Here is a 25,796-nt window from a genome sequence, read left to right as displayed (position 1 = left end):
CGTCGGCGGGTGGATCAGGCCGCGCGTTTGGGGACCGGGACCCGTACGAGGTCCCGGGCCACGGACAGTTCGCCCTCGAAGCCGGCGGCACGGGCCTGCCGCTCGAACTCGTCGGGTTCGCTGTAGCGCTGCGAGAAGTGTGTCAGCACCAGGTGCCTTACGCCCGCATCGCGCGCCACGCGGGCCGCCTGTCCCGCCGTGAGATGACCGTGGTCGACGGCCAGCGCGACGTCCTCGTCGAGGAACGTGGACTCGATCACCAGCATGTCGCAGCCCTCGGCCAGCTCGTGCGCGCCGTCGCAGAGCCGGGTGTCCATGACGAAGGCGAACCGCTGTCCGCGCCGCACCTCGCTGACGTCCTCCAGCGCGACCCCGCCGAGGGCGCCCTCCCGCTGGATGCGGCCCACGTCGGGCCCCTTGATGCCGTGGGCGGCAAGGCGCCCCGGCAGCATGCGGCGGCCGTCGGGCTCGGTCAGCCGGTAGCCGAAGGACTCGACGGGATGGTCGAGGCGGCGCGCCTCCAGCGTGTACGAAGGCGTGACGGCGAGCACTCCGCCGTCGCCGACCGGGGCCTCCGTGAGCCGGACCGTCTCGCGGTAGGCCGTCGCGTGGCGGAGCCGTTCGAAGAACCGCTGCCCGCTCGCCGGGTAGTGGGCCGTGACCGGGTGCGGCACCTGGTCCAGGTTGATGCGCTGGATCACCCCCGCGAGGCCGAGGGAGTGGTCGCCGTGGAAGTGGGTGACGCAGATCCGGTCGATGTCGTGCGCGGCGACCCCGGCCCTCAGCATCTGCCGCTGGGTGCCCTCGCCCGGGTCGAAGAGGATGCCCTCGCCGTCCCAGCGCAGCAGATAGCCGTTGTGGTTGCGGTGCCGGGTGGGGACCTGGCTGGCCGTGCCGAGCACGACCAGTTCGCGTACGGACAAGGTGGGCTCCGTGCCTGTCGGTGGCGCTCTACCCGGGCGGCCATTCGAGCCCGCGGCCGCCGAGGACGTGGGCGTGGGTGTGGAAGACGGTCTGGCCGGCACCGGCGCCGGTGTTGAAGACGATGCGGAAGCCGGAGGCGTCGACCTTGTCCATCGCGGCGACCTCGGCGGCCTCGCGCAGTATGTCGGCGGCGACGCCCGGCTCGGCCGTGGCGAGCGTGGCGGCGTCCGGGTAGTGGACCTTGGGGATCACCAGCACGTGCGTCGGCGCCTGCGGGTTGATGTCCCGGAAGGCGACGGTCGTCTCCGTCTCGCGGACGACGGTGGCCGGTACCTCCCCCGCCACGATCTTGCAGAACAGGCAGTCGGCTTGCGGTTCTCCCGCCATGGTCCGGGCCCCTTCACACTTCCGACGATCAGTGGAACTGCATCGTATCGGTGCCGGGGTACGCCTCCGGGGGGGTACCGCCGTGCGGACCGGGCCGCCGCCGTTGCCCGGCGCGCCGGGGGCACGGCCCGCGAGCGGCGGAGGTGCGGGGCCCGACCGGGCGAAGGCGCGGCCTCACCGGCGAGAGGTGCGGCCGGGTCCCGCCCGTTCGGGTGCCGCGTCAGGCAGGGTCTGCCCGTCGAGGCGCGGGGTCCGGTGCACGGGGTCTGCCCGTCGAGGCGCGGGGTCCGGTGCACGGGGTCTCCCCCGACCCTCCGGGCCGAGGGGAAGGGCCGCAAGGCGCCGGATCGACCTCGTAGTGGGCCTGTTCGTCGATTCGGCGACGCCGCGAGTCGCCGTGCCGGGCGTCGCGACGGGGCGCACCTTGCCCGATGCGGCACCCGGGGTGGTACGGACCCCTATGCGAGGGGGGTGCGGGTCTCGGTGACGGTGACGGTCACGGTGACCGTGGGGCGCGGTGCACCGCCGTCCCCAGGGGCGGGAGGCGGCGCCGGTGTCCTGGCGGGAGTGGGCACGGGGGCGTTGCAGTCGCCGAGGACGTAGGCGCGGAACACCCGGCGGCCGTCGGACTTCGCCGTGAGGTCGCCGTGCACGCACCGGCCGCCGATCTCCTGGGTGACCGTGCCGCCGATGGTGATCTTCCCGCCGTCGTCGGTCTCGCCCTCGCAGTCGACACCGGCCGCCGCACGGGCCGATGGCGAGGCGCTCGCGCCGCTGTCGAGCCGGGCCGCGCAGCTGAGCCAGCGGACGCGTACGCCCTCGTTCTCCAGGGCCCGCGTTCCCGCGATGTCGGTGGTGTACGACACCGCCATGGCGCTCAGGCCGCCGGACGTCCCGGGTTCGCACGCCACGAGGCCGGACGCGGTCCCGGCCGCGCAGACGGCGGTGGCGAGCAGGCGGAGGGGGGCGCGGAAAGGGGCCGTCATGGGCGGCAGCGTGCCAGGGGCGGGAGGGGCGCGGTAGTCCGTTTGCGGCCAACGGCCCCGTACCGTGGGCCGTGTGGGTGACGCCCGGGCGCGTACGCGGGCCGGTCGTCGACGGCACCGTCCGGTTCCGGTCGCCGCGGCATCCGCTCCGGGACGGCACGTGCCGCGATCCTTGTCCCTCACCCGCGAGGGCACCTGCACCCGGCCGCGGACCGTCTTCCCGGCGGGTGACGCCACTTTCGCGACACGCCGATGGCGGTAACCCGGTTCGGGCCGGCGAGACGGGAACCCGGCTTCGGGCCCGCGGATCCGGAGGCCGGTGGTGGGCGTTGCGGCTCAGGACCAGCGGCCGGTGCGGCCGAGCAGCAGGGCGGACGCCGCCGTGCCCGCGGTGGAGGTCCGCAGGACGCTCGGGCCCAGACGGCAGGGCTTGGCGCCCGCCTCGGCGAAGGTGGCCAACTCCTCCGGGGAGACTCCCCCTTCGGGCCCCACGACCAGCACGATGTCCCCGGCGGACGGCAGTTGCGCGGTGGCGAGTGGTTCCGCGCCCTCCTCGTGCAGCACGACCGCGAGGTCCGCTTCGCCGAGCAGCCGTGCGACCTGCTGGGTCGTGGCGACCCCGGCGACCTCGGGAAAGCGGAGCCGGCGCGACTGCTTGCCCGCCTCACGGGCCGTGGAGCGCCACTTGGCGAGCGACTTGGCGCCGCGCTCACCCCTCCACTGCGTGATGCAGCGGGCGGCCCCCCACGGCACGATCGCGTCGACGCCGGTCTCGGTCATCGTCTCGACGGCGAGTTCGCCGCGGTCGCCCTTGGGCAGGGCCTGTACGACCGTGATCCGGGGCGCGGGCTCCGGCTCCTCGCGCACTGCGGTGACCGAGACGTGAAGGCGGTCCTTGCCCTCGACGGCGGCGACGGTGCCGTAGCCTCCCGTGCCTCGGCCGTCGGTGAGGACGACCTCCTCGCCGACGCGCAGTCGGCGCACGGAGACGGCGTGCCGGCCTTCGGGCCCGTCCAGGGTGACGGTACCGGTACGGACGTCCTCGACCAGGAAGACGGGGGCGGTCATGCGGGGTTCCGGAGTGCGAGGGCGGAGCCGGCCGCGGCCGTCTCGGCGGCGAGGACCTCGACGAGCCGGCCGGCGGGGAGGTCACGGGCCAGGCGGTGGCCCTGGCCGGCCCAGAGGGCCATGGCCTGCGGATCACCGGCCTTGGCGGCGGCCTTGCGGAGGCCGGAGGTGAGGTGGTGCACCTCGGGGTAGGCGGCGGGCGCGTACGGCCCGTGCTCGCTCATGAACCGGTTCACCAGGCCGCGGGCGGGGCGGCCCGAGAACGCCCTCGTCAGCTCGGTCCTGTTGAACAGCGGACTGGTCATGGCCTGCTTGTGCAGCACGTTCGCGCCGGACTCGGGGCAGACGAGGAAGGCGGTGCCCAGCTGTGCGGCCGCGGCCCCGGCGGCCAGGACGGCGGCGATCTGGCTGCCGCGCATGATGCCGCCGGCCGCGACGACGGGCAGCGGTACGGCTTCGCGGAGCTGCCCGATCAGAGCGAGCAGCCCGATACCGGCGCCGTCGTTGTTGGGATCGTCGCGATGCGTGCCCTGGTGGCCGCCGGCCTCGACGCCCTGGACGCAGATGGCGTCGGCGCCCGCGTTCTGGGCCGCCAGCGCCTCCTCGGGCGTGGTGACGGTGACGACCGTGAGCGTCCCGGCCCGCTTCAGCCGGGCGACGGCGGCAGGGGTGGGACAGCCGAACGTGAACGACACCAGCGGTACGGGGTCGTCCCGCAGGATGGCCAGCTTGGCCTCGTAGCCGTCGTCCCGGCCCGAGTCGGGGTCCCCGAGCGGTGTGTCGTACCAGTCGGCCTCTCCGGCGAGCTGGTGCCGGTAGACGTCGACGGCCGCCGCGTCGGCGTAGGCGGGCTGCGGCATGAAGAGGTTCACGCCGAACGGCCGCCCGGTGAGACCGCGGAGTTGTTTGATCTCCTGGTACATCCCGTCCGCGGTCTTGTACCCGGCGGCCAGGAACCCGAGCCCTCCGGCCTCGGACACGGCGGCGGCCAGTTCCGGACAGGAGGCGCCACCCGCCATGGGGGCCTGCACGATCGGGTAACGGCAGAGATCGGTCAGCGCGGAGGACATGCCCGCATGGTGCCACGTCCGGCCGCCACGTCCGAATCCCGGCCTCCGCCCCTTCCGGGGGCTCTCCCACGAGCGCCCGCGACGGACCACGGGAACGGGCGAGCGGGGTCGGCCCGACGGGCCGGCCCCGCTCCGGATGCGGACGGCCCCGCGCCGCCCGGCCCCCGGCGGGACACCGCCCCGCCGGGGGCCGGTGCGCGGCGCGCGCCCGGCTCACCTGCCGTTGAACGCGTCCTTGAGACGGGAGAACAGCCCCTGCTGCCCCGGCTGGAACTGGCCCGTCGGCCGCTCCTCGCCGCGCAGCTTCGCCAGCTCCCGCAGCAGGTGCTCCTGCTCCGGGTCGAGCTTCGAGGGGGTCTGCACCTCGACGTGGACGATCAGGTCGCCGCGTCCTCCGCCGCGCAGATGGGTGACACCGCGGCCGTGCAGCGGAATCGACTGGCCGGACTGGGTGCCCGGGCGGATGTCGACCTCCTCCATGCCGTCGAGCGTCTCCAGCGGCACCTTCGTGCCGAGCGCGCCCGCCGTCATGGGAATGGTCACCGTGCAGTGCAGATCGTCGCCGCGGCGCTGGAAGACCGGGTGCGGCAGTTCGTGGATCTCGACGTACAGATCGCCGGCGGGGCCGCCGCCCGGGCCGACCTCGCCCTCACCGGCGAGCTGGATGCGGGTGCCGTTGTCGACGCCTGCCGGGATCTTCACGGTCAGGGTGCGGCGCGACCGGACCCGGCCGTCGCCCGCGCACTCCGGGCACGGGGTCGGGACGACTGTCCCGAAGCCCTGGCACTGGGGGCACGGCCGCGAGGTCATGACCTGACCGAGGAAGGACCGGGTGACCTGCGACACCTCACCACGGCCGCGGCACATGTCGCACGTCTGCGCCGACGTACCGGGTGCGGCGCCCTCGCCCGAGCAGGTCGTGCAGACGACGGCGGTGTCGACCTGGATGTCCTTCGTGGTGCCGAACGCCGCCTCGTTGAGTTCGACCTCCAGCCGGATCATGGCGTCCTGGCCGCGCCGCGTCCGCGACCGCGGCCCGCGCTGGGAGGCGGTCCCGAAGAACGCGTCCATGATGTCGGAGAAGTTGCCGAAGCCACCGGCGCCGAAGCCGCCCGCGCCGCCGCCTCCGGCGCCGGACAGCGGGTCGCCGCCGAGGTCGTAGACCTGCTTCTTCTGCGGGTCCGAGAGCACCTCGTAGGCGGCGTTGATCTCCTTGAAGCGCTCCTGCGTCTTCGGATCCGGATTCACGTCCGGGTGGAGTTCCCGTGCGAGCCGCCGGAAGGCCTTCTTGATCTCGTCCTGCGATGCGTCGCGGCGTACGCCCAGTACGGCGTAGTAGTCCGTGGCCACTTACGACTCCGCCAGGATCTGTCCGACGTAACGTGCCACTGCGCGTACCGCTCCCATCGTTCCGGGGTAGTCCATGCGGGTCGGTCCGACCACGCCGAGTTTGGCGACTGCCTCGTCGCCCGAACCGTAGCCGACCGCGACGACGGATGTGGAAGTGAGTCCCTCATGGAGGTTCTCGTGCCCGATCCGTACGGTCATGCCCGAGTCCTTGGCCTCACCGAGCAGCTTCAGCAGCACGACCTGCTCCTCCAGCGCCTCCAGCACGGGCCGGATGGTGAGGGGGAAGTCGTGCGCGAAGCGCGTCAGATTGGCGGTGCCGCCGATCATCAGCCGTTCCTCGGTGTCCTCGACCAGTGTCTCGAGGAGGGTCGAGAGCACGGTGGAGACCGTGGCGCGGTCCTCCAGGTCGAAGGACTCCGGAAGGTCCTGCACCAGTTGCGGCACATCGGTGAACCGCCGTCCGACCACGCGGCTGTTGAGCCGGGCCCGCAGGTCGGCGAGCGACGTGTCGGAGAACGGCGCGGGGCAGTCGACGTGCCGCTGCTCGACCCGTCCGGTGTCCGTGATCAGCACCAGCATCAGCCGGGCCGGGGCGAGCGCCAGAAGCTCCACGTGCCGCACGGTGGAGCGGGTGAGCGACGGGTACTGGACGACGGCGACCTGCCGGGTCAGCTGCGCCAGCAGCCGCACCGTGCGGGCGACGACGTCGTCGAGGTCGACCGCGCCCTCGAGGAAGTTCTGGATCGCCCGGCGCTCCGGGGACGACAGCGGCTTGACGCCCGCGAGCCTGTCCACGAACAGGCGGTAGCCCTTGTCCGTGGGAATGCGGCCGGCGCTGGTGTGGGGCTGGGCGATGAAGCCCTCCTCCTCCAGCACCGCCATGTCGTTGCGCACGGTCGCCGGCGAGACCCCGAGCCTGTGCCGCTCGGTGAGGGCCTTGGAGCCCACGGGCTCCTCGGTGCCCACGTAGTCCTGGACGATGGCGCGCAGCACCTCGAGTCTGCGTTCGCTGAGCATGGCGCACACCTCCAGCTGTGGTTCCTCGGCGTCCTTCGGCCCTGGTCTGGCACTCGGCCTCGCTGAGTGCCAGTTTTCCCGGGCCCAGTGTACGGCCGGGAGGTACGTCCCTAGCAAGGGCGGCCGGGCACCCTACCCCGTCACGACGAGCCATGACGCCGCTGGTCGCTCCGGGATAGCGTCGCCGTATGGACGTCCGTTGGGAAGACTTCGGCTGGGAACGGCTCGCCGGCGGCGTCGGGCGGCGGCGCCTGCCCGGCTGGGACGCGACGGTGGGCCTGGTGGCCGGCGAGAGTGCGGTGCTCCTGTACGACACGGGCTCGACGCTCCGCGAGGGGGCGGAGCTCCGGACCCAGGCCGAGTCCCTCCTCGGCGGCCGGCGTGTGACGCATATCGCGCTCAGCCATCCCCATTTCGACCATGTGCTCGGCACGGCCGCCTTCCCCGGGGCCGAGGTGTACGGCGCGGTCGGCGTCGACAGCCTCCTGGTCCGGGACCGGGCCGTGCTGCGCGACGACGCGATCCGTCACGGCATGCCGCCGGAGGACGCGGCCCGGGCCACCGAGGCCCTGGTCGTCCCGCGGCACGTCGTCTCCGGAGAGTGGACGCTCGACCTCGGCGGCCGCCAGGTGATGCTGGCGAACGTCGGGCCGGGCCACAGCCGTCACGACCTGGTGCTGCTGGTGCCCGGCGACCGCGAGGTCGTCTTCTGCGGCGACCTGGTGGAGGAGTCCGGCGACCCGCAGGCCGGGCCGGACGCCATCCCGTCCCGCTGGCCGGCGGCGCTGGACCGGCTGCTCGCGCTGGGCGGGGAGGACGCGTTGTACGTGCCGGGGCACGGGGCGGCGGTGGACGCCGCGTTCGTACGCGCCCAACGCGATGAACTGGCGCGGCGGTTCGGGGTGTCGTAGCGGTTCGGGGTGTCGTAGCGTCTGGCGGATGCGCAGCTACAGTCCCGGTCTGACACCCCCGTGGAAGCGGTCCGCTCCCGTTCCGGAGGTCCCCGCCGAACCCGACCTGGTGGTCGAGGAGGTCTCCACGGGCTTCTGCGGTGCGGTGATCCGGTGCGAGGCGGCGACGGTGACGCTGGAGGACCGCTTCGGCAAGCACCGGGTGTTCCCGATGGAGCCGCGGGGCTTCCTGCTGGAGGGCAGGGCGGTCACCCTCGTGCGGCCCTCGTCCGGAGCGCCCGCGCGGCCCACCCGCACGGCCTCCGGATCGGTCGCGGTGCCCGGCGCCCGCGCCCGGGTCGCCCGCGCGGGCCGCATCTACGTGGAGGGCCGCCACGACGCGGAGCTGGTGGAGAAGGTCTGGGGCGACGACCTGCGCATCGAGGGCGTGGTCGTCGAGTACCTGGAGGGCGTCGACGATCTGCCCGCCGTCGTCGCCGAGTTCGCCCCGGCCGCAGACGCCAGGCTGGGCGTGCTCGTGGACCATCTGGTGCCGGGTTCCAAGGAGTCCCGCATCGCGGAGTCGGTGACGGACCCGCACGTCCTGGTGGTCGGCCACCCGTACATCGACGTGTGGGAGGCGGTGAAACCGTCGTCGCTGGGCATCCCCGCCTGGCCGTCGGTGCCGCGGGGGCAGGACTGGAAGACGGGTGTCTGCCGGGCGCTCGGCTGGCCGCCGAACACGGGAGCGGCCTGGCAGCACGTCCTGTCGCGGGTGAACAGCTACAAGGACCTGGAACCGGCGCTGCTGGGGCGGGTCGAGGAACTGATCGACTTCGTCACGGCCTGAGGAGCCCGGACACGGTACCGGGGCCGGACACGGTACCGGGGCCGGGCGGGGACGCAGGCGGGGACGCAGGCCGAGGCGGGCCGGGACCGCGGCGGGATCGGGCCGTGGGGGGCGGGCCCGGGACGCAGGCCGGTACCGGGGCCATGGTCGGGACGTACGCCGGTGCGGGCCGAGGCCATGCCGGGCCGGGAACGCGGCGGGAACCGGCCGGGGCCGGGACGCAGGCCGAGGCGGGGCGGGACCAGGGCGGGGCCTTGGGCGGGACCGGGGCGTGCCCCGGGTCGGGACCGTGCGGGGCCGTGGCCGGTAGCGGGGCGGGCCGGTCAGTCCACCAGGTCCCGGACCACCGCGTCCGCCAGGAGCCGGCCGCGCAGCGTGAGCACCGCCCGGCCCGCCTCGTACGGCCCCGGCTCCAGCAGGCCGTCCTCCAGGGCCCGGCGAGAGGCCGCCAGGCCCTGCGGCCGGAGCAGGTCCAGCGGGCAGCCCTCGCGCAGCCGCAGTTCGAGGAGCACCCGCTCCACCCGCCGGTCCTCGCCCGGCAGGACCTCGCGCCCGGCGCCGGGCGAACGGCCCTCCGCCAGCGCCGCCGCGTACGCGCCGGGGTGCTTGACGTTCCACCACCGCACCCCGCCGACGTGGCTGTGGGCACCCGGCCCCGCGCCCCACCAGTCGGCGCCGCGCCAGTACAGCTCGTTGTGCAGACAGCGCCCGGACTCCGAGCCGGCCCAGTTGGAGACCTCGTACCACTCGTACCCGGCGCCGGCCAGGACCTCGTCGGCGATCAGATAGCGGTCGGCGTGGACGTCGTCGTCCGTCATCGGCACCTCGCCCCGCCGGATCCGGCGGGCCAGCTGGGTGCCCTCCTCCACGATCAGGGCGTACGCGCTCACATGGTCGGGGCCTGCGCCGATGGCCGCGTCGAGAGAGGCGCGCCAGTCGTCGTCGCTCTCGCCGGGCGTGCCGTAGATGAGGTCGAGGTTCACGTGCTCGAAACCCGCCGCCCGGGCCTCCGCGACACAGGCCTCGGGCCGACCGGGCGTGTGGGTGCGGTCGAGCACCTTCAGCACGTGCCGCCGGGCGCTCTGCATGCCGAAGGACACCCGGTTGAAGCCGCCGGCACGCAGCTCCGCCAGGTAGGCCGGGTCGACGGACTCCGGGTTGGCCTCCGTGGTGATCTCCGCGTCGTCGGCGAGGCCGAACTCCTCGCGGACGGCGCCCAGCATCCGGACGAGATCGTCGGCGGGCAGCAGCGTGGGGGTCCCGCCGCCCACGAACACGGTCCTGACCTGCCTCGGGTCGTCGCCGAGGACCTTGCGGGCGAGCCGGATCTCCTCGACGAGGGTGTCCGCGTAGTTGTCGCGGGAGGCCAGGACACCGCCGGTGCCGCGCAGCTCGCTCGCCGTGTACGTGTTGAAGTCGCAGTAGCCGCAGCGCGTGGCGCAGTACGGAACGTGCAGATAGAACCCGAGGGGCCGGCCGGCCGCGCCCGCGAGGGCGTGCGGGGGCAGCGCCCCGTCGACGGGCATGGGCTCACCATCAGGCAGTGCGGAAGGCATGCATCCCATTGTCCGGTACGCGCGCGGTGCCCCGACGACGGCGGGCGACGCCCGTCCGGCCCGCGGCCCGAGGATCGACGGGCCGGGGGATCAGCGGGCCGGGGGGTCAGCGGGCCTGGAGCACCAGCAGCGCGAGGTCGTCGTCGGGCGGGGCCTCCGCGAACGTGTGCACCGCCCGGCGTATCCGGTCCGCCACTCCCTCGGCGGTGAGACCGGTGCAGCCGGCGAGCGCCTGGGCGAGCCCGTCCGCGTCGTCGAACATCCGCTGCCCGGACCGTCGTTCCGTGACCCCGTCGGTGACGCACAGCAGAGTGTCGCCGGGCATCAGCTCGAAGGTCTGGCTCTCGTACGCGACGTCCTCGACCACGCCGAGGAGGAGCTGCGACGCGGCGGCGGGGCGGACGGTGCCGTCGGGGCGCAGCAGCAGGGGAAGGGGGTGGCCGGCGCAGGCGAGGGCGCAGCGGACTCCGCCCCCCGGCAGCGGTGTCAGCTCGCCGTAGAGCAGCGACAGGAACCGGGACTGGGGGCCCTCGTGGCCGGTCGCGGAGCCGGCATCCGCCGTACCGGCCAACGCGGGCCGGGCCGCCATCAGCGCCGCCGCCTCGGCCGCCTCCAGCGCGTCGTCGAGGAGCAGGCCGTTCAGCCGGTCGAGGACGCCTGCGACCTGGTAGCCCTCGCGGGCGAGCAGCCGCAGCCAGGGCCGGGCGAGGCCGGTCACGACGGCGGCCTCCGGCCCGCTGCCCTGGACGTCGCCGAGCATGAAGCACCAGCGCCCGCCGCTGCCCGCCGGGAAGATGTCGTAGAAGTCGCCCCCGGCCAGACCCTCGTCGCTCGGCTCGTACACCAGGGAACTGTCGACGCCGGGGATGCGGGCGACCTGGGCGGGCAGGAGGCCGCGCTGCAGGACCCGGCTGATCGTGGCCTGCCGGGTGTACTGGCGGGCCGCGCCGATCGCGAGGCCGACGCGGCGGGCGAAGTCCTCCAGCAGCGCGATGGCCTCGTCGGGGACGCCCGGTGGTGCCTCGCGGCCGAGCAGCAGGGTGCCGAGCGGCCGTGCGCCGACGGTCAGCCGGAACGCGACCGCACTGCCCGCGCCGGCGGGCGGCCAGGCGGCCGGGACCGGTACGGCGGTCCCTCGCGGCTCTCCCGGTAACCGGGGCGGGCCCCCGGCCAGTGCCTCGCGCAGGCCCTCGATGGCGGACTCGTCGGCGTGCCAGACCCGGGCGGGGCGGGGCGCCGGGCCCGTCTCGCCGTCCAGCCAGACCGCGCACCAGTCGGCGAGCCTGGGCACCAGCAGCTGTCCGGCGAGGGCGGCGACCATGTCCTCGTCGAGCTGCCCGGCGAGCAGGTCGGACGCCTCGGCGAGGAAGGAGAGCGCGCCGCGGCCGACCCACTCGCGGTCGTCGCGGACGCTTCTGCGCGGGGAGGGGGCGAGGATCTCGGCCGCCCGGACCCCGCGCTTCCGGGGGGCCTCGCCGCCCTGGGCGGCGAGGGCCGCGCCGTCGAAGCCGTCGAGCGGCAGGCGCGCCCAGACCGTCTTGCGGCCCGGCCGGTAGGTGATCCCCCAGGACACGGCGAGCGTGGCGACGAGGTGGAGCCCGCGCCCGTGATCCGGTTCTCCCGGGTCCGCGCCCTCCTGCTCGTGGCCGTCGCCGCGCACCGCCCGCGCCGGATGGTGGTCGGAGACCTCGATCACCAGGGCCGCCGGGTCGTCGTCGGTGGCCGGGTCGAGCCGGGCGAGCACCTCGACCCCGGTTCCCGCGTGGACGACGGCGTTGGTGGCGAGCTCGCTGACGACCAGTACGGCGTCGTCGGAGAGCCGGTCCGTACCGCGCGTGGTGACCGTCCCGTGCCGGGTCCAGTCGGCCAGCGCGGCCCGGATGAAGCGGCGGGCGGCGGACGCGGCGAGGGGGTTCCCGGGCAGGCTGGTGCGAGCCACCGGGCGTACGTCGCCACGCCGCGGGAGCAGCTGCACCGAACGGTGAGTGGTCTCCTGCTGCATCGGAACGGACCCCACGCGGCGACTCCTGTCCGGTCTGTCTGGCTGCCCGGTCTGTGCGCTCTGTTTCCCTGCCGTACCGCCCACCGGGCAGGGACGACAGGGACAGCGTGACAGACCGGGCGCACCCATAAGCGCGGAGTCACCGAAGTGGGACCGTTCGGGGGAGCGGGGGGCTGGGAGCGGTCGCGAGCAGGCGGTGTGCGGAAGGGCCGGGCGGAGCCACCAACGAGCGGTGGACGGAAGGAGGCCGGGCGGGATCGTGAGCAGGCGGTGGACGGATCGCGGGGCCGCCGTGAAGTCCGGGAACGGCTCGGCGGCCCGTCGCGGCGCAGCCGGGCGACGGGCCGCCGAGCGGTGGTGTCACGCCTCGCGGGCGCCCTCGTACATGCCCTCGATGAGGTCCTTGTACTCGCGCTCGACCACCGGGCGCTTCAGCTTCAGGCTCGGCGTCAGCTCGCCGTGCTCGATGTCGAGGTCGCGCGGCAGCAGGCGGAACTTCTTGATGGTCTGCCAGCGCTGGAGCGTTTCGTTGAGCCGCTGCACGTAGCCGTCGACGAGCCGCTCGGTCTGCGGTGCGGCGACGACCTCAGCGTACGACTTGCCCTCGAGGCCGTTCTCCTCGGCCCAGCCGAGGATGGCGGCCTCGTCGAGCGCGATGAGCGCCGTGCAGTAGTTGCGGTCGGCGCCGTGCACCAGGATGTTCGAGACGAACGGGCACACCGCCTTGAACTGACCCTCGACCTCGGCCGGCGCGATGTACTTGCCGCCGGAGGTCTTGATCAGGTCCTTCTTGCGGTCCGTGATCTTGAGGTAGCCGTCGGGGGAGAGCTCGCCGATGTCGCCGGTGTGGAACCAGCCGTCGGACTCCAGGACCTCGGCGGTCTTGTCAGGCAGTCCGTGGTAGCCCTCCATGATGCCGGGACCGCGCAGCAGGATCTCGCCGTCGTCCGCGATGCGCACCTCGCAGCCGGGCAGCGGCTTGCCGACGGTGCCGGTGCGGTACGCCTCGCCGGGGTTCACGAAGGAGGCGGCGCTGGACTCGGTGAGGCCGTAGCCCTCCAGGATGTGGATGCCGGCACCGGCGAAGAAGAAGCCGATCTCGGGCGAGAGGGCGGCGGAGCCGGAGACGGCGGCGCGCAGCCGCCCGCCGAAGGCCTCGCGGAGCTTGGAGTAGACGAGCGCGTCGGCGACCTTGTGCTTCGCGGTGAGGCCGAAGGAGGCGGAGGCGGTGCCGGTGCGGCGGTAGTTGTCCTGGGACTCCTTGGCGTAGGCGCGCGCGACGCCGGCGGCCCACTGGAAGATCTTGTACTTGGCCGCGCCCCCGGCCCGTGCCTTGGCGGCCACGCCGTTGTAGACCTTCTCGAAGATGCGGGGCACGGCCGCCATGTACGTCGGCTGGACCACCGGGAGGTTCTCGATGATCTTGTCGACCCGGCCGTCGACGGCGGTGACGTGCCCGACCTCGATCTGGCCGGAGGTCAGCACCTTGCCGAAGACGTGCGCGAGCGGCAGCCACAGGTACTGCACGTCCTCCTGGGTGACGAGACCGGTCGAGGCGATCGCCTTGGCCATGTAGGACCAGTTGTCGTGCGGCAGCCGGACGCCCTTGGGGCGGCCCGTGGTGCCCGAGGTGTAGATGAGGGTGGCGAGCTGGTCGGAGGTGATCGCCTCCACCCGCTCCTTGACCGCGGCGGGGTTCTTGGTGAGGTAGTCGGCACCGCGCGCCTCGAGGGCGGAGAGCGACAGGACCCAGCCGTCGGGGTCGCCCTCGGCCGGCTGGGCGCCCGCCTCGTCGATCACGATCACATGCTTCAGATGGGGCAGCTCGGAGCGCCGCTCACGGGCCTTGGCCACCTGCGCGGCGTCCTCGGCGATCAGCACCCTGCTCTCGGAGTCGGCCAGGATGTACGCGGACTCCTCCGCGTTGGTCTGCGGGTACACCGTCGTCGTGGCGGCGCCCGCGCAGAGGATGCCGAGGTCCGCGAGGATCCACTCGACCCGGGTGGAGGAGGCGAGAGCCACCCGCTCCTCGGCGCGCACACCCAGTTCGACCAGTCCGGCCGCGATGGCGTAGACCCGCTCGGCGGCCTCCTGCCAGCTCAGCGACTTCCAGTCGTCGGGCCCCTGCCCGGAGGCGGCGGGGACGGGGTAGCGGTAGGCCTCCGCGTCGGGAGTGGCCGCCACGCGCTGGACGAAGAGCGTCGCCACGGAGGGCGGTCGGTTCTCGATCGGGTTCTGTGTGTCGCTCACGACATCCTCCGGGCCTGCTGCGGCATTGCTGCATGACTGGCTGATTGCCCGACTGGTCACAGTTGTTTAACTCGCGAGTAACCATCGGGGCCTGATCAGGGTAGAGCGCCACGCTGCGCCACGTAAGGGGCTGCGGGCTGCCGCTTGATAACGAACAGGCCCGTGCGCCGGGAGCGCACGGGCCTGTGGGGCGCGGCAGGCGAACGGGGACGACTGGTGCGTTCGCGTGACCCGCGGACTACTTCTTCGCCTTGCCGCCCGCGGAATCGTCACTGGACAGCACGGCGATGAACGCCTCCTGCGGCACCTCCACCGAGCCGACCATCTTCATCCGCTTCTTGCCCTCCTTCTGCTTCTCCAGCAGCTTCCGCTTGCGGGAGATGTCACCGCCGTAGCACTTGGCCAGCACGTCCTTGCGGATGGCCCGGATCGTCTCGCGGGCGATCACCCGGGAGCCGATGGCCGCCTGGACGGGCACCTCGAAGGCCTGCCGCGGGATGAGCTCCTTGAGCTTGGCCACGAGCCGCACGCCGTACGCGTACGCCTGGTCCTTGTGGGTGATCGCGGAGAAGGCGTCGACCTTGTCGCCGTGGAGCAGGATGTCGACCTTCACCAACTGGGCGCCCTGCTCGCCGGTGGGCTCGTAGTCGAGCGAGGCATAGCCCCGGGTCTTGGACTTCAGCTGGTCGAAGAAGTCGAAGACGATCTCGGCGAGGGGGAGGGTGTAACGGATCTCGACCCGGTCCTCGGAGAGGTAGTCCATGCCCAGGAGAACACCGCGGCGGTTCTGGCAGAGCTCCATGATCGAGCCGATGAACTCGCTCGGCGCGAGGATGGTCGCGCGCACGACCGGCTCGTACACCTCAGCGATCTTGCCCTCGGGGAACTCGCTGGGGTTGGTGACGGTGTGCTCGGTGCCGTCCTCCATGACCACCCGGTAGACCACGTTCGGGGCGGTCGCGATCAGGTCGAGGCCGAACTCGCGCTCCAGGCGCTCGCGGATCACGTCGAGGTGGAGCAGTCCGAGGAAGCCGACGCGGAAGCCGAAGCCCAGGGCGGCGCTCGTCTCCGGCTCGTAGACCAGCGCGGCGTCGTTGAGCTGCAGCTTGTCGAGCGCGTCACGCAGCTCGGGGTAGTCCGAGCCGTCGAGGGGGTACAGGCCCGAGAACACCATCGGCTTCGGGTCCTTGTAGCCGCCGAGCGCCTCGGTGGCGCCCTTGGTCTGCTGGGTGATCGTGTCACCCACCTTGGACTGGCGGACGTCCTTCACACCCGTGATGAGGTAGCCGACCTCGCCGACGCCGAGGCCGTCGGCCGCCAGCATCTCCGGGGAGTTGGTACCGATCTCCAGCAGTTCGTGGGTCGCGCCGGTCGACATCATCCGGATGCGCTCGCGCTTGTTGAGCTGGCCGTCGACGACGCGTACATAGGTCACGACGCCGCGGTAGGAGTCGTAGACGGAGTCGAAGATCATCGCGCGGGCGGGGGCGTCCTTGACGCCGACCGGGGCCGGCACGTCCTTCACCACACGGTCCAGCAGCGCCTCCACACCGAGGCCCGTCTTGGCCGAGACCTTGAGGACGTCCGAGGGGTCGCAGCCGATGAGGTTGGCGAGCTCCTCGGAGAACTTCTCGGGCTGCGCGGCGGGCAGGTCGATCTTGTTGAGCACCGGGACGATGGTGAGGTCGTTCTCCATCGCCAGGTAGAGGTTGGCGAGGGTCTGCGCCTCGATGCCCTGGGCCGCGTCCACCAGCAGGACCGTGCCCTCGCACGCCGCGAGCGACCGGGAGACCTCGTAGGTGAAGTCGACGTGGCCCGGGGTGTCGATCATGTTGAGGATGTGGGTCCGGCCCTGCCCGTCGCCCGTGGTGGGCGCCCAGGGCAGTCGTACGGCCTGGGACTTGATCGTGATACCGCGCTCACGCTCGATGTCCATGCGGTCGAGGTACTGGGCGCGCATCTGCCGCTGCTCGACCACGCCGGTCAGCTGGAGCATCCGGTCGGCAAGCGTGGACTTGCCGTGGTCGATGTGCGCGATGATGCAGAAGTTGCGGATCAGCGCCGGGTCGGTACGGCTCGGCTCGGGCACATTGGTAGGGGTCGCGGGCACGCAGGGTCCTGATTCTTGAGCGCCGAGCGCTCGTCTCGGGTCGATGTCGGATCGATACGCAGCCTCCATGGTCCCATGGCTGCGGGGCTGCGCTCGGTTTGGGCCGGTCGGAGAGGCGCTGGTAGTCTGGCCAGCTGTGTCTCGTGTGTCCTCTCCGGAGGCACCTCCCGTGCCCGGAAGGGTCATGTGCTCCGAAGAGTCGTGTCCTCGGAAGGGCCGTCCCCCGAAGGTCATGGGTGCGGGACACGCCTTCAAAGATCATCAATCCTGAAAAGGCTCTTTCGTGGCGAACATCAAGTCCCAGATCAAGCGGAACAAGACGAACGAGAAGGCGCGCCTGCGCAACAAGGCCGTCAAGTCCTCGCTCAAGACCGCGATCCGCAAGGCCCGCGAGGCTGTCGCCGCCGGCGACGTCGAGAAGGCCACCGTGGCCGCTCGTGAGGCGTCCCGCAAGCTCGACAAGGCCGTCTCGAAGGGTGTCATCCACAAGAACGCCGCCGCCAACAAGAAGTCGGCGCTGGCGTCCAAGGTTGCCTCCCTCCAGGGCTGAGCTCCCGCCCCGGGGGTGACCCCGGGACCTCCGGCAGCGACCCCCTCGGGGTGACCCGCCGGACGACTTGATCGCCGGACCGGACCAGACGGGCCCTCTCTCATCCGTCCCCGGACCGGCACCCCGGATTCGCACGCGGCCTGCGTTCGCCACGCGGGTGCGAATCCACCGACTTCCCGGCTCCGGCCGGACCCGAGGACCCCGCTTCCCCGTTCTTCCCCGGTTCGGGAAGGCGGGGTTTTCGGCTTCCGGTGAAGGCGGCCGGGCAGCTCGCGGACCGACCGTCGCTCAGAGGGCTCCGCCGGGATCGCGCCGGGCCGTCCATGTTGCCGTAGGCGTCGAGGAGGTCGATGCCGTCGATGGATTCGATGCCGTCGAGGAGGTCGATGCCGTCGATGGATTCGATGCCGTTGTCGTCGAGCCAGCCGTTGGCGTCGCTCCGGCCAATGCCGCGTCGGCGCGGGTGCTCAGGCCCGCCAGGTAGCCGTCCAGAAGCTCGACCTGCCGCTGCGGGGGAAACCCCGCCGGATCGAACAGAGCCTGGACCACCAGACCGAGGACGAAGCACTGGGCGCCGGCCGCGATGTGCGCGGGGCTGCCGGGTGACAGTTCACCGAGCTCCTGAGCCGTGGCCACCCGCTCGGTCAACCTGTCGCGACCCTGCGCGTACTTGCGGGCGTAGTCGGCGCTGAGGCCGGGGTCGGAGAGCGCGGCATCCCAGGAACAGACCCAGATCCGGTTGCCGTCGACGGCATCCGGGGTCAGCGGCAGGATGTCCAGCAGCGCGGCCCTGAGGGCTGCCAGTCCCTCGCCCGACTGACGGCGGGGGCGGGAGAGGGTGCGCTGTTCGAGCAGTTCCAGGGCGTACCCCACCAAGGCCTGCTTGGTGGGGAAGTAGTGCGTGACCAGGCCGGTCGTCGCACCGAGTTCGGCGGCGACGGCGCGCAGCGTCAGGCCGGCGAAGCCTCGCGTGGCCATGACCTGCCAGACCGCCGCGGAGACGTCGCGTCGGCGGCCCTCATGATCTCCCTTGGTACGTGGCATGCCGCCACGGTACATTCCCATAACGCTTGTTGTGTGAATGGGGAGGCCTCTCATGTTCTCGCTGCCGCTGTGCGACGGTGTCCGCCTCGGTCCGCTGGAGATCCGCCATGCCGAGGAGTTCGCCGACCATCTGGACCGGGCTCGCGAGCACATTCGTCCGTGGGTCGGGGCGTCGTTCGTCACCGACGACGTGGACGGGGCACGGGCCACACTCAAGCGGTACGCCGAACGTCAGGCTGACGACGGCGCCCGTCTGTACGGCATCCGGCGGGACGGGGTACTGGTCGGCGGCGTGATGTTCACCGACTTCCACACCGCCCTCGGGTCCTGCGAGATCGGTTGCTGGCTCGAGCCGTCGGCCGAGGGCCACGGTCTGGTCACCCGGGCGTGCGGCGCATTGCTGGACTGGGCCTTCACGTCCCGCGGGCTGTACCGGGCCGAGTGGCATTGCCGGGCGGACAACGACCGCAGCTCGGCGGTGGCCAAGCGGCTCGGCATGACGCTGGAGGGAGTGCGCCGCGAGGCATGGCCTTACGAAGGCGTGCGCTACGACAAGCAGCTCTGGGCCGTGCTGGCTTCCGAGTGGCAGGCACTGAAGCACTGAGCGGCGACGGGTCCGGCGCAGGACCTCGCTCCCCGACCCCGCGCATCGGAAGTCTTCTCGGCGTCCGGCCCGGGAGCGACGGCGCCGTCCCCGCCCGCCCGCTTCACGCCACGCCCCACGGGCATACGGGCTCACCGGCACGCCCGTGCCCTCCCCCGCTGATGTGGGCCGAGCCCGCTGCCCGACGGTGGGGACCCAGTGGGGGCCGGGTGGGATTCGGTCGGGGTGAGGTGGGTCGACGGCCGGGGAGGCGTGGCCGGGACCTACGGCGCCGTCAGCAGCGCCACCGCAGGAGCGGACGGGGCCGGAGTCGGCGAGGCAAGGTCCGAGGAGCGAGGGTCGCGAGGTCTTCGCCAAACGCAGGGGCGAGGGACGTGGCCGAGACGGGGGAACGGGCCGAGGCAGCGGCCGCGAGACGTTCGGTGGGTCAGCGGCGCAGGCGGGCCGCGCGGGCGACCGTGACCACCGCCTTCTCCAGCGCGTACTCCGGGTCGTCGCCACCGCCCTTGACCCCAGCGTCCGCCTCGGCGACGGCGCGCAGGGCGAGGGCGACACCGTCGGGCGTCCAACCGCGCATCTGCTGGCGGACCCGGTCGATCTTCCAGGGCGGCATGCCCAGCTCGCGCGCGAGATCGGCCGGCCGGCCGCCGCGCGCCGACGAGAGCTTGCCGATCGCCCGCACCCCTTGAGCCAGCGCGCTGGTGATCAGGACCGGTGCGACGCCGGTCGAGAGCGACCAGCGCAGCGCCTCCAGGGCCTCGGCCGCACGGCCCTCGACCGCGCGGTCGGCCACGGTGAAGCTGGAGGCCTCCGCGCGCCCGGTGTAGTAACGGCCGACGACGGCCTCGTCGATCGTGCCCTCGACATCGGCGACCAGTTGCGAGACCGCACTCGCCAGCTCCCTGAGATCGCTGCCGATGGCGTCGACGAGGGCCTGGCACGCCTCGGGGGTCGCCGACCGTCCCAGCGTGCGGAACTCGGAGCGCACGAACGTCAGTCGCTCAGCGGGCTTGGTCGTCCTGGGACACGCCACCTCACGCGCGCCGGCCTTGCGTGCCGCGTCCAGCAGACCCTTCCCCTTGGCGCCGCCCGCATGCAGCAGGACGAGCGTGATCTCCTCGACCGGTGCGGCGAGATAGGCCTTGACGTCCTTGATCGTGTCGGCGGAGAGGTCCTGCGCGTTCCGCACGACGACGACCTTGCGCTCGGCGAAGAGCGAGGGACTCGTCAGCTCGGCGAGCGTGCCGGGCTGGAGCTGGTCGGGGGCGAGATCGCGGACGTCCGTGTCGGCGTCGGCGGCCCGAGCGGCCGCCACCACCTGCTGCACGGCGCGGTCCAGCAGCAGATCCTCCTGGCCCACCGCGATCGTGACGGGGGCGAGGGGGTCGTCGTTCGTGTTCTTCCTGGTGGCCATCGCGGTCCAGCATCCCACGGGCCACCGACACCGCCGCCTGCCCTGTGGCCCGGGGGCGGCGGGGCACCCAATCCCGTGCACAGGGACCGGGCTCGGAGGCACGGAGGAACCGTAGGCGTCCGCAGAAAACGCAAGGGCCGGGGGAAACACAGGGGCCGGGGGGAAACGCAAGGACCGGAGGGACTGGAAAGGGCCGAGGGTGGCGGAGGGGGCCGGAATGAAACGCAGGGAACGCAGGGAACGCAGGGAACGCAGGAACAGGAGAGGCCGGAAGGACCGCGGGGTCAAGCGCCGGAGGGCTCGCAAGGACCCGAAGGAAGGGCGGCCTTCCGACGGGCGGGGCGGTTCCAGCGGGTATCGGTGGGGTCCAGCGGCTCGGGTGCCGGTTCAGGGACCCACCTGCCCACCTCCGGCCGAGGGGACGCCCGTGCGGGGGCTCAGGGCTCCTCCCGCCAACCGTCCCAGTCGGCCACGAAGTCGTCCAGTTCGACGGGGCTCAGACGGCCTTCCGGGTCCTCGACGACCACCAGCCACTGAGCGTCCTCGGCGTCGTCCTCCCCCGCCAGGGCGTCCCGCACCAACTGGGGTTCGTCGTGCACGCCGAAGTGGTCCCCGATCGCCTCGATGACCTCTTCGGCGGCGTCGCGGTCGGGCAGGACGAGCACATGTCTCACATCACTCACCGCCACATTGTGCCGTGTCCCCCGCACGGGGCTGCCGGACCTCCGGCACCCGGTCCAGCGCCAGCCCGAAGTGCTCCCGGTACGCGGCCAGGACCTCTGCGTCGTCACCGAGTTGCCGCTCCGTGCGCTCACCGCGCGCCGTGCTGACGAGCTTGCGTCCGGACAGGGTGATCCGGCCTTCGTCGGTGAGCCGGGAGCAGACGAGCTTCTGGGTGAAGTGGGAGGCGGGCGAGGTGCGGTGGTACCAGGCACCGGCCTCGAAGTCCGCCAGCTCCCGCGGCCGCTGGTCGAGCCGCAACTGCGGCTCCCCGTCCCGCAGCACGTCCAGGTCGCCGTCCGGCGCCTCGGCGATGCGGAAGGTGCCGGCCGGATCGCGCTGGTCGCCCCGTTCGTCGAGCAGGAGCGGGTAGTGGCAGTGATCACCGAAGCCCACGTCGGCGAGCCACGGCCCGCCGCCGTCGACGGTCTCCACACGCAGGGCGAGGTGGTCGTACGGGATGCCGAGCTGCCCGTCCCCCTTGAAGACCCGGCCCTGGAACAGGGTGACGCCGAAGCCGAGGCCGCGCAGCAACGCGGCGAACGCGCCGTTGAGTTCGTAGCAGAACCCGCCCCTGCGCGCCCCGACGATCTTGTCCAACAGCGGCTTGTCCTCCAGGACCACGTTCTCCCCCAGGTGGATCGAGAGGTTCTCGAACGGTACGGAACGCAGATGCCGCTGTTGCAACTCGCGCAGGGCCTCCCGGTCCGCCCGGTGGGGACGCTCGGCCCCGATACGGCCGAGGTAGGCGTCGACGGTCTCTGTCGGCAAGGGCTGCGATGGGGTGTCCATGCAAGCAGTCTGTGCCGAAGGCGGGACGCCCCGCCATGCGCCACGGGTCCTAGGACGCGGGGCTGAGGCAGATCGGTCCGCGGCCCGAAGCGCCGCAAGTCGCCTGCCTCGTACCGTTCCGGGCCATGACGAACCCCGAGCCGGCCCGGAGTCGGGCGCAGCGCAGAACGGACGCCCTCGACCGGCTGGCCGGCGACCGCGATGCCTGGGTGGCCACGGCATCGGCGGACGGCATGCCCACGCTCGTGCCCCTGTGGTTCCTGTGGGACCGGGGCAGGCTGCTGATGTGCACCCGGCGCAACACCCCGACCGCCCGCAATCTGACTCCGCGCGGCGAGGCCGTCGTCACCGTCGGCCATGCCACGGACGTGGTGCACATCGCCGGCGCGGCCGAGGTCGAGGAATGCGACGCTCTGCCGCCCGGCTCCGGCGACGCGTTCTCCGCGAAGCTCGGCTGGGACCCACGCGGCGGGGCCCAGTGGGTCTTCGTGCGGATCACTCCGCACACCGTCAAGGCTTGGCGGGAGGATAACGAGCAGCCCGGCCGATTGCTGATGCGCGAGGGCCGCTGGCTGGACTGACCGGAGGACAGCCCTCACCGGACGAGAGACCACCCGGATCGGCCGGCGGCACCCGACCAGGACCGGACCGAGCCTGCCGGCTCCGACCTGCTGGACCCGGCCCCGGAGCGAACCAACCGAGACCGGACCCCGCCAAGGACCGGACCACCGACCCCACCCCTCGACCGAACCGACCAAGGGCAACTTCCCACCGGGGGCCGGGCCGGCCCGCCCCCAGGCCGACCGAACAGGCGCCTGGTCGGTGTGGGCCCGACGGCCCGAACGGGCCGACCAGGCGGTCGGGACCCTCCCGGGACGGCGCACCAGGCCGCGCACCTGCCGATCCGCGGTGAGGAGCTCACGGCGCCCGGGCCCCGCTGACCACGGCACGCAGACCCCTGCCGGAGCCCGTGACGGCGATCGAGCCCTCCGTGTCGGTGCGCATCACCAGGGCGCCCTGCGACCGCAGTGCGGAGACGGTCCGGGGCGACGGATGCCCGTACGGGTTGTCCCGGCCACAGGAGATCAACGCCAGCCTCGGCCGGGCCGCGGCGAGCAGGGCGGGGTGCTGGTACGCCGAGCCGTGGTGGGCGACCTTGAGAACGTCGACGCGTGGGAGGGCCGGGTGGGCCCGTATCAACCCTCGCTGCGCCGGGGGTTCGAGATCCCCGAGGAGCAGCAGCGACACACCGCTGTCCGTGCGCACGAGCAGCGTGACACTCGCGTCGTTCGGCTCCCGCGGTTTGGCACCGGGGCCCGGTGCGGGGCCGGGGGCAGGCCACAGCACGTGCCAGGTGAGCCCTCCCGCACGCCGTCGTTCCCCCCGCCCGGGCCGGATCAACGGCACGCCCGCGGCTGACGCGGTCCGGCGCACGAACTCGGCCTGGTCACGCGGTTCTTCGAGGGACGTCGTCTGGATCGCACCGATGGTTCTGCCCCGCAGCGCGCCGGGCAGCCCCGCCACATGATCGGCGTGGAAGTGGGTCAGCAACAGCAGCGGCACACTCCTGACGCCCAGTTCTTGCAGGCACCGGTCCACGAGTGCCGGGTCCGGCCCGGCGTCCACGACGACGGCCGACCCCTCGCCCGCGGACAGCACCGTGGCATCGCCCTGCCCGACGTCGCACATGGCGAACGACCAGCGCGGCGGCGGCCAGCCGGTGACGATCCTGGTCAGTGGGGGCGGCCGCAGCACAGCGAGTACGAGCAGCAGGGCGCACCCCACGGCCGGCCAGGGCCGCCGGGCCAGGCCGCGGGCCAACAGCAGCCCCGCGGCGGTGACGGCGGCCAGCAGCAGAGCGCCCCACCAGCCGCCGGGCCACTCGGCCTGCGCCCCGGGCAGGCCGGCCCCGGTGCGGGCGACTCCGGCGATCCACCCGGCCGGCCAGCCGGCACAGCGCGCAAGCAGCTCCGCGGCCGTTGTCGAGACGGGCGCCGCGGCGAGCACCGCGAACCCCAGCACCGTGGCGGGCGCCACGGCCGGTTCGGCGAGGAGATTGCACGGGATCGCCACCAGGCTGATCCGCTCGGCGAACACGACCACGACAGGCGCGCACACCGCCTGCGCCGCCGCGGCCGCGGCGAGAGCCTCCGCGATTCGTCCCGGCACTCCGCGCCGGCGCAGCGCCGCGCTCCAGCGCGGGGCGATGGTGAGCAGGGAGCCCGTCGCCAGCACCGAGAGCAGGAACCCATAGGTGCGGGCCGACCAGGGGTCCCAGAGCACCAGCAGCAACACGGCCGCCGCCAGCGCCGGGAGCAGGGATCTGCGCCGGCCGGTACCGATGGCCAGCAGGGTGATCGCCCCGCAGGCCGCGGCACGCAGCACGCTCGGTTCCGGCCGGCACACGACGACGAAACCCAGGGTGAGTGCGCCGCCGGACAGTGCTGTAGCGCGCAGTGAGATGCCCAACCGGGGTGCCAGACCGCCTCGTTCCGCTCTCAGTGCGCGACCCGGTGGGCCGATGAGCAGGAACAGGACGATCGCCAGATTGCTGCCGGATACCGCCAACAGATGTGTCAGATCAGTCGCCTTGAACGCCTCGTGCAGCTCGGCACCGATGCGGGAGGTGTCGCCGACGACGAGCCCCGGAAGCAGTGCACGTGCGTCCGGTGGAAGCCCTTCGGTCGCCCGCCGCAGCCCCGCACGCAGGTCCCCCGCCGTGCGCTGCGCCGGGGTCGGCGGCCCCGTGACGCGGGGCGGCCCCGTGCCTCGCACCTTCAGTACGGCCGCGAACCGGCCCTCTCCCTCCGCCGGTGGCTCGGCCCGGGCGGTGAGGGTGACCCTGGTCGACGGCAGCAGACCCAGCCATGGGCGGGCTGCTTCGCCGGGCCGGACGATCACCAGGACCGGCGCCCTGGTGGTGATGGACTCCCCCTCCGGCGTGGTGACCCGGACGACCTGTCCCTCCAGCAGGACTGCGGTCTGTGCCGCCCCATCGCCCCCCACCCTCGGCCGTGTCGTGCGCGGATCGTTGGTGACGGTCAACTCGGCGGTGACCGGGCCGTATTGCCGCGCCGCGTCGGGCACCGGCCCCCGGTGCAGATCCGCGCCGCGCAGTGCCCCGGCGGCCGTACCGGCGGCGGTGCACAGCAGCACGGCTGCGGCAGCGACCCTGTTGCCGGTTCCCTGCCAGGAACGCAGGCGTGCCGCCCGGACGGTCAGGGACAACAGGAGCGCGGCCGCCACGGCGACACAGACGACCACCGTCATGCCCGGCCAGGGCGGCCGCGCCGTCAGAGCGAGGGCCGTCGCGCCCCAGGCGGCCAGCGCGGGAAGCACCAGACGCAGATCGGCCGGGCTTTCCTCACGGGGTCCGACCGCCTCCGGCCGGGACTCGGGGGAATCCGCGGGCGCCCGGGTCACGGCCGCACCAGCGGTTCCAGGTCCGCGAACCGGCGGTCGCCGATCCCCGTCACCTCGCGGAGTTCGTCGACCGAGCGGAAGCCGCCGTGCTCGGTGCGGTAGTCCAGGATGTGCTGGGCGAGCACCGGGCCCACACCCGGCAGGGTGTCGAGCTGCTCCACCGTGGCGGTGTTGAGGCTCAGTGGTCCCGCGCCCGGGGCAGCCCCGCCCGGCGGCCCCTGCGGGCCGGGAGGCTGCGGGACACCCACGACCACCTGCTCGCCGTCCGTGAGCACCCGCGCCCGGTTGAGGCCGGTGAGGTCGGTGCCTTCCTTCACCCCGCCCGCCGCCCGCAGCGCGTCGGCGACCCGGGACCCCACCGGGAGGCGGAGGACGCCCGGCCGCCGGACCTTGCCGCTCACATCGACGACGATGCGCCCGGCGGGCTCACGCGCGGGCGGTGGGCCCGGCGAGGGCCCGGGCCGGGTCACCTCCGGAGCGGGCGGGACCTCCCCGACCAGCTGGGACGCGCGCACCGGCTCCGGCTTCCCGGACCAGAAGTGCTGCACCGCCAGGCCCACCCCCAGGACCAGGACCACCGCGAGAGCGGCCAGTGCCCTCGGCTCCAGCCCGCAGCGCAGCCGCACCCACGACGGCATCCGCTCGGCCAGGGCCAGCCGTGTCCGCTCCGGCAGCGACGGCCCGCCAGCGGTCGCTCGGCCCTCTCCTGAGAGGACACGCGAGCCGGCCGGCGGCACGGACCGGACGCGGCCCGGCACGGGGGGTGCAGCGACGTCCGGCACACCTTCG

At 73.1% G+C, this 25,796-nt stretch carries 21 protein-coding genes and 1 pseudogene; 5 read left to right on the top strand and 17 right to left on the bottom strand.

Annotated elements, in window-relative coordinates; translation table 11 throughout:
* Positions 1–14: 14 nt before the first annotated feature.
* From O7595_RS22530 to hrcA, 7 genes are all read right to left on the bottom strand, one after another.
* Complete coding sequence (locus tag O7595_RS22530) at positions 15–923, bottom strand: ribonuclease Z (RefSeq protein ID WP_269730444.1); 909 nt, start codon at positions 921–923, stop codon at positions 15–17.
* A gap of 28 nt (positions 924–951) precedes the next feature.
* A complete protein-coding gene (locus O7595_RS22525) occupies positions 952–1,311 on the bottom strand; it encodes a histidine triad nucleotide-binding protein (protein WP_269730443.1) in 360 nt (119 codons plus the stop codon).
* A 458-nt stretch (positions 1,312–1,769) separates the two neighbouring features.
* Positions 1,770–2,297, bottom strand: coding sequence for a hypothetical protein (locus O7595_RS22520; protein ID WP_269730442.1), 528 nt, complete (start codon positions 2,295–2,297; stop codon positions 1,770–1,772).
* Positions 2,298–2,633: 336 nt separating this feature from the next.
* Positions 2,634–3,365 carry a 16S rRNA (uracil(1498)-N(3))-methyltransferase gene (locus O7595_RS22515; RefSeq protein ID WP_269730441.1) on the bottom strand — a complete coding sequence of 244 codons (732 nt, stop codon included), beginning with the start codon at positions 3,363–3,365 and terminating at the stop codon, positions 2,634–2,636.
* Positions 3,362–4,435, bottom strand: a complete 1,074-nt coding sequence (locus tag O7595_RS22510) for a nitronate monooxygenase (protein ID WP_269730440.1) — start codon at positions 4,433–4,435, stop codon at positions 3,362–3,364. Before O7595_RS22510 ends, O7595_RS22515 begins: the two co-directional genes overlap by 4 nt.
* 213 nt (positions 4,436–4,648) lie before the next feature.
* Positions 4,649–5,785 (bottom strand): molecular chaperone DnaJ, encoded by a 1,137-nt coding sequence (dnaJ, locus tag O7595_RS22505; RefSeq protein WP_269730439.1) that lies wholly within the window; start codon positions 5,783–5,785, stop codon positions 4,649–4,651.
* Entirely contained in the window at positions 5,786–6,802 is a 1,017-nt protein-coding gene (hrcA, locus tag O7595_RS22500) for a heat-inducible transcriptional repressor HrcA (RefSeq protein WP_138055290.1), read from the bottom strand.
* Positions 6,803–6,990: 188 nt separating this feature from the next.
* On the opposite strand from hrcA, the gene O7595_RS22495 reads away from it, so the two are divergent.
* Both O7595_RS22495 and O7595_RS22490 read left to right on the top strand, forming a co-directional pair.
* Positions 6,991–7,713, top strand: coding sequence for an MBL fold metallo-hydrolase (locus O7595_RS22495; protein WP_269730438.1), 723 nt, complete (start codon positions 6,991–6,993; stop codon positions 7,711–7,713).
* A gap of 28 nt (positions 7,714–7,741) precedes the next feature.
* Positions 7,742–8,542: a DUF3097 domain-containing protein gene (locus tag O7595_RS22490; RefSeq protein ID WP_269730437.1), complete on the top strand. Its 801-nt coding sequence runs from the start codon at positions 7,742–7,744 to the stop codon at positions 8,540–8,542.
* 323 nt (positions 8,543–8,865) lie between these two features.
* On the opposite strand, the gene hemW is transcribed toward O7595_RS22490, so the two are convergent.
* The 4 genes from hemW to lepA all read right to left on the bottom strand — a co-directional run bounded on the left by hemW (position 8,866) and on the right by lepA (position 16,460).
* Positions 8,866–10,098: a radical SAM family heme chaperone HemW gene (gene hemW, locus O7595_RS22485; protein WP_269730436.1), complete on the bottom strand. Its 1,233-nt coding sequence runs from the start codon at positions 10,096–10,098 to the stop codon at positions 8,866–8,868.
* A gap of 106 nt (positions 10,099–10,204) precedes the next feature.
* Positions 10,205–12,100 (bottom strand): SpoIIE family protein phosphatase, encoded by a 1,896-nt coding sequence (locus tag O7595_RS22480; protein WP_269732582.1) that lies wholly within the window; start codon positions 12,098–12,100, stop codon positions 10,205–10,207.
* A gap of 360 nt (positions 12,101–12,460) precedes the next feature.
* On the bottom strand, positions 12,461–14,350 hold the full coding sequence (locus O7595_RS22475; protein ID WP_269730435.1) for an AMP-dependent synthetase/ligase: 1,890 nt from the start codon (positions 14,348–14,350) through the stop codon (positions 12,461–12,463).
* Positions 14,351–14,588: 238 nt separating this feature from the next.
* Complete coding sequence (lepA, locus tag O7595_RS22470) at positions 14,589–16,460, bottom strand: translation elongation factor 4 (RefSeq protein WP_269730434.1); 1,872 nt, start codon at positions 16,458–16,460, stop codon at positions 14,589–14,591.
* 283 nt (positions 16,461–16,743) lie between these two features.
* On the opposite strand from lepA, the gene rpsT reads away from it, so the two are divergent.
* Positions 16,744–17,010: a 30S ribosomal protein S20 gene (gene rpsT / locus O7595_RS22465; RefSeq protein ID WP_017944951.1), complete on the top strand. Its 267-nt coding sequence runs from the start codon at positions 16,744–16,746 to the stop codon at positions 17,008–17,010.
* Between the two features lie 456 nt (positions 17,011–17,466).
* Here rpsT and O7595_RS22460 read toward each other — a convergent pair.
* Positions 17,467–18,075: pseudogene (locus O7595_RS22460) on the bottom strand (TetR/AcrR family transcriptional regulator); the annotation flags it as partial.
* 31 nt (positions 18,076–18,106) lie between these two features.
* On the opposite strand from O7595_RS22460, the gene O7595_RS22455 reads away from it, so the two are divergent.
* Positions 18,107–18,658, top strand: coding sequence for a GNAT family N-acetyltransferase (locus O7595_RS22455; RefSeq protein ID WP_269730433.1), 552 nt, complete (start codon positions 18,107–18,109; stop codon positions 18,656–18,658).
* Between the two features lie 427 nt (positions 18,659–19,085).
* On the opposite strand, the gene holA is transcribed toward O7595_RS22455, so the two are convergent.
* From holA to O7595_RS22440, 3 genes are all read right to left on the bottom strand, one after another.
* The gene (gene holA, locus O7595_RS22450) at positions 19,086–20,072 is read right to left on the bottom strand and encodes a DNA polymerase III subunit delta (protein WP_269730432.1); all 987 of its coding nucleotides are present in this window, start codon (positions 20,070–20,072) and stop codon (positions 19,086–19,088) included.
* A 437-nt stretch (positions 20,073–20,509) separates the two neighbouring features.
* Positions 20,510–20,755 carry a hypothetical protein gene (locus tag O7595_RS22445; protein ID WP_269730431.1) on the bottom strand — a complete coding sequence of 82 codons (246 nt, stop codon included), beginning with the start codon at positions 20,753–20,755 and terminating at the stop codon, positions 20,510–20,512.
* Positions 20,748–21,584, bottom strand: coding sequence for an arylamine N-acetyltransferase family protein (locus O7595_RS22440; RefSeq protein ID WP_269730430.1), 837 nt, complete (start codon positions 21,582–21,584; stop codon positions 20,748–20,750). The genes O7595_RS22445 and O7595_RS22440 overlap by 8 nt, the downstream gene beginning before the upstream one ends.
* Positions 21,585–21,709: 125 nt before the next feature.
* Here O7595_RS22440 and O7595_RS22435 point away from each other — a divergent pair, with 125 nt between their 5' ends.
* Positions 21,710–22,165, top strand: a complete 456-nt coding sequence (locus tag O7595_RS22435; protein WP_269730429.1) for a pyridoxamine 5'-phosphate oxidase family protein — start codon at positions 21,710–21,712, stop codon at positions 22,163–22,165.
* 337 nt (positions 22,166–22,502) lie between these two features.
* Here O7595_RS22435 and O7595_RS22430 read toward each other — a convergent pair whose 3' ends face one another.
* Together O7595_RS22430 and O7595_RS33680 are read right to left on the bottom strand one after the other, a co-directional pair.
* Entirely contained in the window at positions 22,503–25,007 is a 2,505-nt protein-coding gene (locus tag O7595_RS22430; protein ID WP_269730428.1) for a ComEC/Rec2 family competence protein, read from the bottom strand.
* Positions 25,004–25,645 carry a ComEA family DNA-binding protein gene (locus tag O7595_RS33680; RefSeq protein ID WP_332328210.1) on the bottom strand — a complete coding sequence of 214 codons (642 nt, stop codon included), beginning with the start codon at positions 25,643–25,645 and terminating at the stop codon, positions 25,004–25,006. Before O7595_RS33680 ends, O7595_RS22430 begins: the two co-directional genes overlap by 4 nt.
* Positions 25,646–25,796: the final 151 nt, after the last annotated feature.

Source organism: Streptomyces sp. WMMC940, assembly GCF_027460265.1.
Lineage (GTDB): Bacteria > Actinomycetota > Actinomycetes > Streptomycetales > Streptomycetaceae > Streptomyces.
Note: the sequence above shows the minus strand (reverse complement) of the source record. Positions and strands in the feature narration are given on the sequence as shown.